Consider the following 13141-nt stretch of genomic DNA (forward strand, 5'->3'; position numbering starts at 1 on the left):
CTCCTCATGTCAGCATCGGGTGGTGGGCCTCGAGGTGCTCGACCACGCGGCTCTGCTGCGGTCGCAGCCGTTGCCCGGGCAGGTGCTCCAACGAGTGCAGGAAGGGATCGGGCGGGGGTGGCAGGCCGGCGATCGCCGACGCGATGGCCAACACCAGCGTCGGCTGGTACCAGGCCGAGTAGCCGCCCTCGTGGACGAACACGATCCGCCCGCCGGTGAGTTCGTCGGCCAGCGCGCACATCGTCAGGGTCATCGCGTGGAACGTCCGGCTGGTGCACATCATCCGACCCATCGGGTCGTGGCCGCTCGCGTCGACACCGGCCGCGACCAGGACCAGCTCCGGGCGGAAGGCGCGCGCCGCCGGCACGACCAGCCGGGACAGCGCCGCCAGGTACGCCTCGTGCCCCGAACCGGCAGGCAACGGCACGTTGAGGGTACGGCCCGCGCCGGCACCCGTGCCCGTCTCGGTGACCAGCCCCGACGCGGGTGGGAACAGCCCCTCCTGGTGGATCGAGACGTAGAGCACGTCCGGGTCGTCGTAGAAGGTGCGCTGGATGCCGTTGCCGTGGTGCACGTCCCAGTCGAGCACCAGCACCCGGCGTGCCCCGTGCCGCTGCGCCGCCCGCGCGGCGATCGCCACGTTGTTGTAGAGGCACAGCGCCATCGCCCGGTCCGGCTCGGCGTGGTGCCCGGGCGGCCGGACCAGGCAGTACGCCCGGTCGAAGCGCCCGTCGAGCACGGCGGTGACCGCCTGCGCGCCGGCCCCCGCCGCCACCCGGGCGGCCTGGGCGCTGTGGTGGTTGACGTACGCGTACACCCCGGCGTCACCCGCGCCGAGCGCGGAGGCCGCCTCGACCCGGGCGAGGTGTTCCGGCACGTGCACCAGCAGCAGATCGTCGTCGGTGGCCGGCTCGGGGGTGACCGGGGTGTAGTGGTCCAGTACCCCGGCCAGCCGGACCAGCCCCTCGGCCCGGCGCAGATCCGGGTCGACGGCGTGCTGGCGCAGGGGTTCGATGCCCGGACCGACAGGCAGGTAGCCCGATCCCGGTCCGGGGTCGTGCCAGAAGCAGATCTCGTGGCTGTACCAGGCGAGCTTCGACATGGGCGACGTCCTCGGCGCTCGACATCGGACAGGGGCGGATGGCCGGGGTGCGCCACCGACGGGACCAGGTCGGCGGCGCACCCCGGACCGGACGCCGCCGGTCAGGCGGCGACGGTGGCCGGCGCCCGGGTCACCCCGGACACCTCGGCGATGTACCGGTGGTAGTGCTCCCGCTCCTCGGCGGGGGTGAGCTTGGCCCGGAACGTGGAGTCCAGCCAGCCCAGCACCTGCTCGGCCTCGGCCCGGGTGAGGGCCCGGTCGCCGAGTTCCTTCTCGAACTCCCGGATCCGGGCGGTCGGGGTCAGCACCCCCTCGGCGTAGCCGGTCTCGTCCGTGTTGTGGTTGCGGGTGCAGGCGACGGCCTTCAGGACGGCACCGAAGAAGGCCCTGCTGTCGATGTCACTCACTGCGTTCTCCTCTCGACGGGGTTCCTTCGCCGACCGCCCGGTCGGGCGGTCGGCAACACGGGTGGGTCTCGGTCGGAGCGCGCCGGCCGCACTCAGGAAATGAGCCCGACCTGCCGGCCGGCCCGGGCGAAGACGGCGACGGCATGGTCGAGGTCGTCGGCGCAGTGGCTGAGGTTGACGATGGTGCGCAGCCGGGGCAGCGCCTTGGGCACGGTGGGATAGACGATGGGCTGGACGAAGATGCCCTCGGCCTGGCAGAGCCGGGCCATCTCCTGCGCCTGCCCGGCGCTGGCGCAGATGATCGGCACCACCGGCGTCTCGCTGGCCAGGGTGTCGAAGCCCAGACCGCGCAGCGTCGCCCGGTACCTGTCGGTGAGCGCCCGCAGTTCCCCGGTGAGCTGCGGGGCCGCCTCCATCACCTCCACCGCGGCCCGCGCGGCGGCCACCTGCATGGGGGTGCCGGCGGCGGAGAACATCCAGCCCCGGGCGTTGTTCTTCAGGGCGAAGATCAGGTCGCTGGAGCCGGCCACGTAGCCACCGGTGCTGGGCACCGTCTTGGACAGCGTGCCCATCTTGACCGCGATTCGGGCCGGATCGATGCCGAAGTGCTCGGTGATGCCCCGGCCGGTGGCGCCCAGCACACCGAGACTGTGCGCCTCGTCGACCATCAGCGGCGCGTCGTAGCGCTCACACAGCGCCAGGATGCCGGGCAGGTCGGCGATGTCACCGTCCATGCTGAAGACCGCGTCGGTGACCACCAGCTTCCCGGCGTCACCCGCCCGGCGCAGGGCACGTTCCAGGTCGGTCAGGTCGTTGTGCGCGTAGGTGATCACGGTCGCGCCGGACAGCCGGTAGCCGTCCAGGATGCTCGCGTGGTTGTAGACGTCTCCGATCACCACGTCGCCCGGCCCGACCAGCGCGCCGATCGTCGCCACGTTGGCCATGTAGCCGCTGGTGTAGACGATGGCGTCCTCGGCCCCGAGGAACCGGGCGATGCCCAGCTCCAGCTCGCGGTGCAGGTGCAGGGTGCCGGCGAGCAGCCGCACGCCGTGCGCGCCGGTGCCGTGCCGCTCCAGGGCCCGCTGCGCCTGGTGGTTGATGTAGTCGTGGCCGATCAGCCCGAGATAGCTGTACGACGCGAAGTTCAGGAACCACCGGCCGTCGAACTTGATCCAGGCACCTTTGGACTCCTCGATGACCGGCTCGTAGAAGTAGTCGTCCTGGGCGATGACCACCCGGTCGTCCACCGACAGTGCGTCGATGCGCCGGTCGAGGAAGGAGCCACCCGGGTGGTCGCCGAGCCGGCCGGGCAGGGTGCGGCGGGGCACCGACGCGCCGACCGGGACGGTGACGCCGGGTGGCCCGGCGGGCCGCTCCCGGGTGGCCGGCGGACCCGCCGCCGGCCGGTGCCCGTTCGTCCCCGGGTTCCCCGTCGCCGGACCCGTCCCCGCCCGGTGGCCGGGCCGGGGCGGACGCCCGCCGGCGGCGTCGACGTCGCGGTAGCGGTCCCAGTCCGGCACGAAGCGCGCCGACCCCGACGCGGCCGTCGGGTCCGGCGACGCGCCATCCGACCCGGCCGGCACGGCGGCGGACCCGGACCGTCCGCCCACCGGCACGGCGGAGGACGGCGCCACCGGTACGGCGGCGACGGGGCGGGACGCGGCGACGGCAGGCGGGGCCGGGACGGGTGGGCCGGTGACGGGCGGGGCCGGGGTGGCGGGCGCCGGGCCCGACGGGTGGCGGGGCAGTCCTTCCAGATGCCGGGCCAGCGCCCCGACGTCGGGGTGGTCGAACATGGCCACCGGGTCGACGTCCAGCCCCTCACCGGCCAGCGCGGCGGAGACCTCGACCGCCATCATCGAGTCCAGCCCCAGTTCCAGCAGGTTGTCCTCGGGCGACACCTGGTCGACGTGCAGGGTCCGCTTCAGGATCTCCGACAACGCCGGCCACAGCCGGGTCTCGACGGGGGTCACGGTGGTCATCTGGTCGTCCTCCGGTTCGTCGACTGCGGACACGACGTAGTTCGCGGGAGTCAGTTCGAGGGTGTGCCGCAGCAGGGCGATGCCGTCGGCGGCGGTCAGTGCCGGGATGCCGCGTGCCGCCGCGGCGTCGGCGATCCCCGCACCCATGCCGACCCGCCACAGACCCCAGCCGAGGCTGTACCACGCCTCCCCGGCGGCCCGACGGCGCGCGGCGTAGCCGTCGAGGTAGGCGTTGGCGGTCGCGTAGGAACTCTGGCCGAGGTTGCCGTGGGTCGCCGAGATGGAGGAGAACAGGACCACGAACCCGGGTCGCGCGTCGGCGGGGAACGCCTCGTCGAGCGCGTGCACTCCACCGATCTTCGGCCCGAACACCTCGTCGATCCGCTCCGCCGACAGGCTGCGCGCCAACCCGTCGCGCAGCACACCCGCGGCGTGGAAGACACCGTCGAAGGGTTCCGCGCCGCGCAGCACGTCCGGCAGCGTGCGGACGTCGGCGGCGACGATCCGCAGGTCGCAGGTGGTGGCGAGGCGGTCCAGCCGGGCCCTGGTCGGCCCCTCCGTGGGTACCGTGCGGCCGACCAGGGTGAGGTGCGCACCGCCCGCACCGGCCAGGAACTCCGCCACGTGCAGGCCGATGCCGCCCAGACCACCGGTGACGAGGAACCGGCCACCGGCCACCGGCCGGGCCGACCGCCCGGGTACGACCGGTACCGCCGGATGCGTGGGCGCGTACCAGGAGCCGTCCCGCCAGGCGAGTTCCGCCTCGCCGTGCCGTACCTCGTCGAGGGTCGGCGGCTCGGTGCCGCCGCCCAGGCCGATGTCGACGAGGCGGACCCGGGCCTGCGGGTGTTCGATCCGCAGGGTACGCGCGAGGCCCCACAGCGCGGCCTGTCCGGGCTCGATCGACTCACCGTCGGTGACCTGCTGGGCGGCGTTGGTGACGATGGTGAGGGCCGGCATGGGCGGCTGCGCCGCGAGCCGCCGGACCAGGGTGAAGACGCCGTGCAACAGGGCGACGGCCGCCGCCCGGTCCCGCCCGCCGCGCGGTGCCACGTAGACCACCTCGGCGGGCGGCGTCTCGGCAAGCGCCCGGTCGAGGTGGACGTCGTCCAGGTCGGCCGGGGTGAGCAGGACGGGCCCACCCTCGTACGACTCGACGCCGACCTCCCCCGACACCACCCAGGTGCGACCGGGGTCGGTGGCCGGTTCCGGGGTGGGAACCACCGGCCGCCAGACCACGGCGGTGACCGACCCGACGGGCACCCGATCGACGGGCACCGGATCAGTGGGAGGCGGGTCGGCCTGAGGCCGGTCGGTGGGTGCCGGGGTGGGGCGGGTCGACGGGGGCTGCCGGTGGGGGGCCGCCGGGGCGGTGGTCGGGCCGGCCGCCTTGAGGACGATCCGGTCCAGCTCCAACAACACCTCGCCCTGCTGGTTGCAGACCGTGGCCCGCCCGCGCACCGCGCCGCCGGCCCCGCCCGCCGCTTCGGTCCGCTCGACCAGGGCCAGGACCGTGCCGGTGACCGGCCGGCGGGCGGTGATCCGCCCGACGTACCAGGGCAGGCAGGTGCCCGCCGTGCCGTCGTCGAGCATGCCGAGGCACTGGAAGACGCTGTCCAGCAGCGGCGGCGGGACGACGTGCCGGTCGGTCAGCCCGCCGGAGGCGCGGAGCACGGCCAGCATCCGGTCGGGCCCCCGGTGCGCGGCGCGGATCGCCCGGAACGTCGGGCCGTACGCGATGCCGCTGCCCCGCCGCCACTCGTCGACGGTGGCGAGCGGCACCTCGTCTACGCAGCCGGCGCGCAGCCCCGCCACGTCCCGGTAGGTCGGCGGGGCCAATGCGCTGCTGGTGGCCCGGGCCCGGCTGTGCAGGACCGGGCCGGAGCCGTCCGGCTGCCACGAGGCGAGCGTGCACTCCCCGGCCGGGGTGAGCACGGTCTCGATCTCGACCGACCCGCCGGGCGCGACCGGCAGCGGCGCGAGGAACGCCACCCGGTCGAGCTGCCAGCTCCCGCCCTCCCGGGTCGCCGCGCAGGCGCTGAGCATCGCGTCGAGTTGCGCCGCCGCGGGCAGGACCGGCGTGTCGCCGATCCGGTGGTCGCGCAGCACCGGGTGGTCGGCGGCGAGCGACGTACGGTGGCCGCTCACAGCCGGAGGTCGAATCTGTCGGTGGCCAGCACCTGGCCGTTGACCTGGATGTCGACGAGGTGCTCGCCGGCGTAGTAGCGCCTGGTGGAGACCTCCCGGACCGGGTGCGACTTCTCCACCGTCCGGCGTTCGCCGGGGGCGAGATCCAGCGTGGTCAGCTTGAAGACCTTCGGAATGCGCTGGCCGTTCTTGCGGACGTGGTGCACCACGTAGTCCACGGTGACGGTGTGCCGGCGGCTGTCGGTGTTCTCGACCTCCAGGCGGATCATGGTCGACTTACCGAGCGCCAGGGTGCGCGGGTGGAGCCCCATCGTGGGCACCCGGATGTGCTCACCCCCGGTGACGCCCACGATCGCCAGCGCCTCCTGGTTGCCCTTCTTGACCAGCGTGCGCAGTGCGTGCCGGACGATCCAGGTGGTCTCCGGGGTCGGGCTCTCCTGCGACCACCGCAACGCGGTGGCGACCGCGATGTCGGGCGAATCCTTGGAGATGTCGTTGAGGTTGTTCGCCACCGACTTGCGCACGTACTCGGAGGGGTCGCTGCGCAGCGGTTCGAGGATCTCCAGTACGGGCTGCGGGTCCCGGACGAAGGCGGTGAGCGTACGCGCCCAGGGAAGCCGGGGACGCACGCCCTCGCTCGCCAGCCTCCGGACGTTGTGGCTGGGGTCGCGGGCCCAGTCGGCGATCCGCTTCATCGTCAGCTCGTGGTGCTGCTCGATGAAGGGGCGGATGGCGTACTCGGCGGTGTGTCGTTTGGTGATCTCGACCAGTGCGTCGAGGGACACCTCGGGGTGGTCCAGGCCGTACTCCTCGACGAACCGGGCCACCGGCATGAGGTACCAGCTCACGTTGAACATCCCCTCGCCCTCGGCGAGTTCGTCGCCGAGGATCGCCAGGAGAATCTTCACGCTCTCGGGGTAGTCCTCCGGGAGCCGGCTGCGCAGCCCCTCCGCCAGGACGAGGACGCGGTCCTTCAGCTCCTTTCCGGGAATGCGACGCTCCACCTCGACGGCGTATTCTTCGACGTCGAAGTCCGGGTGAACCTCGCGGATCTTGCCGCCGATGAGGCGGGCGGCGTCACCGTTGAAGTGACGCTTGAGTCCGTATTCCGTAGTCATGACATCCGGTCCTTGTCGACGTGGTTTTCCCGGGCGGGCGGATAAAGGCGGATCTTATGTCGGGACGGCTCCTGCCTCCCGGAAGCCGGCCGGGCGGGGGAGCCGTTCGCCGCCCCGTCCACTCCACCGTGGACCCAGAATCTCTGCCGTTGGAAGGGGTAGGTGGGGATGGTGGTGGTGCGGTGTCCCTTCCCGTGGTGCACCCCGGCCCAGTCGATCTCACCCAGCCCCTGGTTGTAGAACGACGTGATGGCCGTGTGGAGCTGCGCCTGGTCGTCGTGGTCCCGGCGTAGCGTCGGCAGCCAGGTCAGACCGGTGTCGGTGAGCGTCGACCGGGCCAACCCCGTCAGGACCGGATGCGCGCCGATATCCCAGAAGACCCGTCCGCCGGCCGCATAGGCCGCTTCGACCGCCTGGGTGAAACGCACCGGTTCGCGGATCCCCGAACCCCACAACCGGCCATCCGCCACCGACCGGGCGTCATGCCAACCACCCGTCACCGTCGAGGCGAAACCGATCCGCGGCGGCGACACCACCGCCCGCCCGAACTCCTCGGCAAAAGGCCCCACCGCCCCGGCCATCGCCGCCGAATGGAACGCATGACTCACCGTCAACCGCTGCGTCCGCAACCCCGACCCGACACAGAACGCCTCCACCGCCCCGGCCGGACCGGAGACCGTCACGCTGCGCGGAGCGTTGAACGCCGCGATCTCCACCCCCGGAAACGACGGCAACACCGCCTCCACCGACCCGGCATCGGCGAACACCACCGCCATCGCCCCACCCGACGCCTGCCCCTGCATCAACCCACCCCGCACCACCGCCAACCGCAACAACTCCCCCAACCCGAAGACCCCCGCCGCCCACGCGGCCGTCAACTCCCCCACGCTGTGACCCACCACCAACCCCGGCCGAACACCCCACGACTCCAACAACCGCACCAACCCCACCTGCACCGCCACGATCCCCACCTGCGCAAACCGCGTCTGCACCAACTCACCACCCCGGTCCCCCCACACCACCTCCCGCAACGGCACACCCGAACCCACCAACTCGACACACTCATCGACGGCATCCCGAAACACCGGCTCCGCCGCACACAACCCCGCACCCATCCCCGCATACTGCGAACCCTGACCGGAGAACAGGAACACCGACGACGGCGGCTGATTCGACAACCGGGCCACCGGCCGATCCCCACCCGCGACCGCATTCAATCCAGCGGCCAACTCCGACCCGTCAGAACCCTGGACCGCCACCCGGAACCGATGCGACGCACGACCCACATTCGCCGTGAAACCCACATCACCCACACCCGGACCATCAACCGACGCCAACACCCCCGCATACGCACCCGCCAACCGCCGCACACCCTCCTCACTGGCCGCCGACACCTTCACCACGAACGACCCCTGCGGCAACCGTTCCTGGACGGCCGGAACCGGAGCCTCCTCGACGATCACGTGGGCGTTCACCCCACCCATCCCGAACGCCGACACCGCCGCCCGACGCGGCGCACCCGCCACCCGGGGCCACGACACCGGCTTGTCCGCCACAAAGAACGGCGTGTCCTCGAACCGGATATGGTCATTCGGCCGCACCACATGCAACGTCGCCGGCACCACCCCACGCTCCAACGACAACAACACCTTCACCAACCCCGCCAAACCCGCCGCCGGCTCCAAATGACCAATATTCGACTTCAACGAACCAATCGCACAGAACTGCGTCCGCGACGTGAACCCCCGCCACGCCCGGGTGAGACCCTCCACCTCGATCGGATCACCCAACGACGTCCCCGTCCCATGCGCCTCCACCATCCCCATCCCCTCCACACCAACACCCGCATCCCGCAACGCCGCCACAATCACCTCCCGCTGGCCGACGGGGCTCGGAGCGGAGTACCGGGTGGTCCGGCCACCGTGGTTCACCGCCACCCCCTTGATCAGACCCCTGATGCGGTCGGCGTCCCGTTCGGCGTCCGCGCGGCGGCGGAGCACGACCGCCACCGCCCCCTCACCGGGCACGAACCCGTCGGCCTCGACGTCGAAGGCCCGGCAGCGGAAGCTGGGCGAGAGGGCCCGCAGGTCCCGCATGGAGTCGAAGTACTCGGGGCTGATCGCGGCGTGCACGCCACCGATGACGGCGGTGTCGATGTCGCCGGCCCGCAGGTGCTGTACGGCGGTGTGCAACGCCACCAGCGACGACGAGCAGAGCGTGTTCACCACGACGCTCGGGCCGTGCCAGTCCATCAGGTACGACAGCCGGTTCGGGATCATCGCCTCCAGGCCCAGCCCACGCCCGTCGGCCACCCCGTGTCGGGACCGCTCCTCGTGATAGTGGTCGTGGCTGTAGGCGATCCACAGGCCGATCCGGTTGTCCGGGCTCCCCTGCCCCGTCCGGCCGGCGTCCTCCAGGGCCTGCCAGATGGTCTCGTAGACGATGCGGGCCTGGGGGTCGATCAGCGGTGCCTCCCGGGCGGAGATCCGGAACGGCACGGGGTCGAACTCGTCGACCCGCTCCAGGAAGGACGCCTGCGGCACCGGTCCCTCCAGCGGCTGCCACCGGCCCTCGGGCAGGGTGCCGACGGTGTCGCGCCCGTCGGTGAGCAGCGTCCAGAACGCGTCGAGGTCGCCGGCGGTGGGCACCCGGATCGCGGCACCCACGACGGCGATGTCACGCCCCGGGTCCGTCCCGCCGACCCCGGCGGCCGTCGGCGCGCCGGCAACCGTCGGCGCGGCGGGCACGTCACCGGCCGGGGGTGGAGGAGGAACGCTGCCGGCCGGCAGCGGGGTGGGCACGGACCCGTCCGGCGGCGTGGCGACGGTGCCGACCGGCGTCGCCCCCGGGTCGGCGGGCGGCGAGACGGGGGCAGCCGGCGACGAGACGGGGACGGCGCCGGCCGACGGTGGGGCGGCGGCGGGCGGGACCGGGGGCGGCGGCGCGGACAGCGCGGCGACGAAGTCGGGTTCCTCGTCGACGAGGTGCTGGGCGAAGCTGCGGGGGGTCGGGTACTCGAAGAAGACGGTCGGGTACAGCGACAGGCCGTGCTCCCGGGACAGGCGTTCGCTGAGCCCGACCAGGCCGACGGAGTCGAAGCCGGCGGAGAGGAACTCGGCGTCGACGTGCTCGGCATCCGTACCGGACAGGGCCAGGAACCAGGCGAGCGCCCGGGCGAACGGCGTCGCCGCGACGGGGTCGGCGGCGGGCGGCGACGCGGACCGGTCGGCGGCCGGCGGCACCTCCGGAGCAGCCCCGGCCGGCTCCGCTGCGGGCCGGTGCGCCGCTGCGGATGCGGACGCTTCCCCACCCACCGGAGCCGCGCCAACGGCGGGGTCCACCGGGACGGCAACGGCGGCGGAGGCCGGCGCGACCGCCGGCACGGGTGCCGGTCGGTGCGCGGTGTCGGCCGGCGGCTCGCTGAACGCGAGGACGGGCACCCGCTTGGAGGAGATGTCCCCGAAGGTCAGCAGCGGTACGCCCGAGGCGTCGAGGACGACCTGGGTGACCCGGCACGCCTCCTCGTTCCAGAAGGACACCTCGGTGCGCACGTAGGCGGCGTCGGCCAGGGCACCGTGCACGCTCACCCGGTCGACGGAGAGCGGAATGAACGCGGTGGCGTGGTCGGTGCCGAACACCGGGTTGTCCGGGTCGATCGCCGCGATGGTGACGCTGTCCAGCAACCCCGGGAAGAGCTGGACGTCAGGGGGGTTCAGGGAACGTTGCCGGCCCCCCTCGATCCGGGCGATGGTGCCGCCGCCGGGCAGGCTGGCGACCCAGGAGATGTTGCGGTAGTACCGGCCGTGCTGGTAGCCGATGCGGCGCAGCCAGCGGTACACGGTGGACCCGGCGTGCACCCGGGAGCAGGTGTCGAGCAGCGCCGCGAGCGGCTGCGGCGCGGGCACCGGATCGGGCTGCGGGGCGTACCGGCCGGTGACGAAGGGGGTGCCGTCGGCGTCGGCGACGGTGAACCGCCCCTCGGCGTCGACCCGGCACGCCACCCGGTGCGCCCCGGTCGGGATGAGCGGGCGGTGGAAGAGCACGTCGCGTACCCCGTGGAACGGCTCGCCGCGCAGCTCGGCGCCCTGGCGCAGGAAGTCGAACCAGGCGACGCCGGGGAGCATGATCCGGCGGTACACCGAGTGCTGGGCGATCGGCACCTCGCCCGGCCCGAAGACGCGGGAGAAGGCATACCCGGCCGGGCCGGCGTCGTCGAGGGTCAGCGGGCCGCCGGGCTCGGCGGAGCGCAGCGGCTCCCGCAGGTCCAGCGCGGGGCCGCGGGCCTGGCCGACCGGCAGGAGGCGCTTGTGCCAGGCGACCGGCCCCTGGAACGTGGCCCAGTCGATGTCCGCCCCGGCCTCGAAGAGTTCCGCCGTGACGGCGGCGAGCACCCCGGCTGCCTGCCGCCCGTCGGTGGCGGCGGCCAGGCGCGCGCAGAGGTCCAGTCGGGCGTCGACGTCGTCCGGGTCTGGAGTGTCCGTGGTCGCGGCTCCGGCGGCCAGCACCGTGCTGAGCGCCTCCTCCAGGGAGGTACGTCCGTGCACGAAGTCGGCGATCGACGCCCAGCCGGGCGGCAGGTCGACCGCCTGCTCGGGTACCCCGCTGCCGCGCAGCGCCACGGCCAGCACGACCCCCGCGCAGATCCGCAGCAGCGGGCCGGAGAACGTCGTCACCGGGCTGCCGACAGCGGTCTCGAACCGGCCGACGATCTCCCGTACCGCCGGCAGGTCGTGGTGGAGCGCGAGCAGCCACCGCGGCGGGGCGGACCCGGCCACCGGGCGGACGGCGACCACGGGCGGCCGGCCGGTGGGCTCCCCCAGCGGGACGTCGGCGCGTAGCAGCCGGGCGCGCAGCGCGGCGGCGAGGCCGTCGGCGTCCGGCCCGGTGACCGCGCAGCGTACGGCGCGGGCCGGGCGGCCGAGCCGGGCGGTGGCGAGCACGTCGGCGATCTCGTCGGCCGCCGAGGGGAGGAACTCCACCCACTGCGCGGCCAGCTCGCGCAGCACGTCGGGGCTGTCGGCGGAGAGGGCGAGCACCTCTGCGGGCCGTCCGGCCCCGGCGGTGGTCGGCGCGGGCCCGGTCGCCGCCTCGGCCACCACGTGTGCGTTGGTGCCGCCGAAGCCGAAGCCGCTCACGCCGGCCCGGCGGACCGGGGCCGCCGGCCAGGGTCGGGGACGCGGCGGCAGGTACAGGGGGCCGGTGTCCAACCGGAGCCGCGGGTTGACCGTCGGCACCGGCACCCCGGGGACGACCCCGTCCCGCAGGCAGAGGACGATCTTGGCCAGGCCGGCCAGGCCGGACGCCGAGTGCAGGTGCCCGATCCGCCGTTTCAGCGAGCCGAGCGCGACGCTGCCGGGGGCGACGCCGCGCCGGCCGAACACGTCGGTGAGCGCCCGCACCTCGATCGGGTCGCCGATGGCGGTGCCGGTGCCATGGGTCTCGACGTACTGCACCGTGGTGGGGTCGATCCGCCCGTACACCCGGTCGAGCAGCGCGATCTGGGCCTCCAGGTTGGGGGTGGTCACCCCCATGGTCCGGCCGTCGTTGTTGACGCCGGTGCCGGCGATCGCGCCGAGGATCAGGTCACCGTCGGCCACCGCCGCGGCCATCGGCTTGAGCACCAGGGCGACGGCCCCCTCGCCGGGGACGTACCCGTTGGCCTTCTCGTCGAAGGTCTGGCACAGCCCGTCCGGGGACAGCGCGCCGGTGCGGGACAGCAGCACGAAGGTCAGCGGGTCGAGCAGCAGGTCCACGCCGCCGACCAGGGCGATCTCGCAGCTGCCGGCGGCGAGGCTCTGGCAGGCCAACCAGACCGCCGTCAGCGAGGACGAGCAGGCGGTGTCGACCACCAGGCTGGGTCCGGTGAGGTCGAGGCGGTCGGAGAGCCAGGCCGCGACGAAGTTCTGCGACCGGCCCCACAGTGCCGCCGGCACCGGCCGGCCGGTGCCGTCCGGGCCGGTCGGGGTCAGTCCCCGGCCGTGGTCGAAGCCGTAGGAGTTCATCCGGGCACCGACGAAGACGCCCGCGTCGAGACGGCGGCGCACGGAGCGGTAGCCGGCGTCCTCCAGCGCCCGCGCGCCGACCTCCAGCATCACCCGCTGCTGCGGGTCGAGCAGGACGGCGTCACCGGCGGTCAGGCCGAACGCCTCGTGGTCGAAGGAGAACGGGTCCTGGAGGAAGGCGCCCCGGTGGTGGGTGCCCTGGTGGTCGCCGTCACCGAGGTAGTGGTCGCGGGCCCACCGGCTGGGCGGGACCTCGTCCACCTCGACCGAGTCGTGGGTCAGCAGCCAGCGCAGGTCCGCCACGTCCTCGGCACCGGGAAGCCGTACGGCCATGCCGATCACCGCGATTCGACTGTCCGTCATGTTCGCGTCGCTCCTTCCG

5 protein-coding genes are annotated in these 13141 nt (G+C 73.5%); all 5 read right to left on the reverse strand.

The features are described 5' to 3' along the window. Window positions 1–4: 4 nt before the first annotated feature. Entirely contained in the window at window positions 5–1102 is a 1098-nt protein-coding gene (locus JQX11_RS20185) for a class II histone deacetylase (RefSeq protein ID WP_204926523.1), read from the reverse strand. A gap of 101 nt (window positions 1103–1203) precedes the next feature. Beyond that, window positions 1204–1509, reverse strand: a complete 306-nt coding sequence (locus JQX11_RS20190) for a hypothetical protein (protein WP_204926524.1) — start codon at window positions 1507–1509, stop codon at window positions 1204–1206. A gap of 92 nt (window positions 1510–1601) precedes the next feature. Continuing rightward, complete coding sequence (locus JQX11_RS20195) at window positions 1602–5639, reverse strand: bifunctional SDR family oxidoreductase/pyridoxal phosphate-dependent aminotransferase family protein (protein ID WP_204926525.1); 4038 nt, start codon at window positions 5637–5639, stop codon at window positions 1602–1604. Further along, on the reverse strand, window positions 5636–6757 hold the full coding sequence (locus tag JQX11_RS20200) for a DNA alkylation repair protein (RefSeq protein ID WP_204926526.1): 1122 nt from the start codon (window positions 6755–6757) through the stop codon (window positions 5636–5638). Before JQX11_RS20200 ends, JQX11_RS20195 begins: the two co-directional genes overlap by 4 nt. Then, complete coding sequence (locus tag JQX11_RS20205) at window positions 6754–13122, reverse strand: type I polyketide synthase (protein WP_204926527.1); 6369 nt, start codon at window positions 13120–13122, stop codon at window positions 6754–6756. Before JQX11_RS20205 ends, JQX11_RS20200 begins: the two co-directional genes overlap by 4 nt. Window positions 13123–13141 lie beyond the last annotated feature (19 nt).

It is taken from the genome of Micromonospora humida (assembly GCF_016901255.1).
Lineage (GTDB): Bacteria > Actinomycetota > Actinomycetes > Mycobacteriales > Micromonosporaceae > Micromonospora > Micromonospora wenchangensis.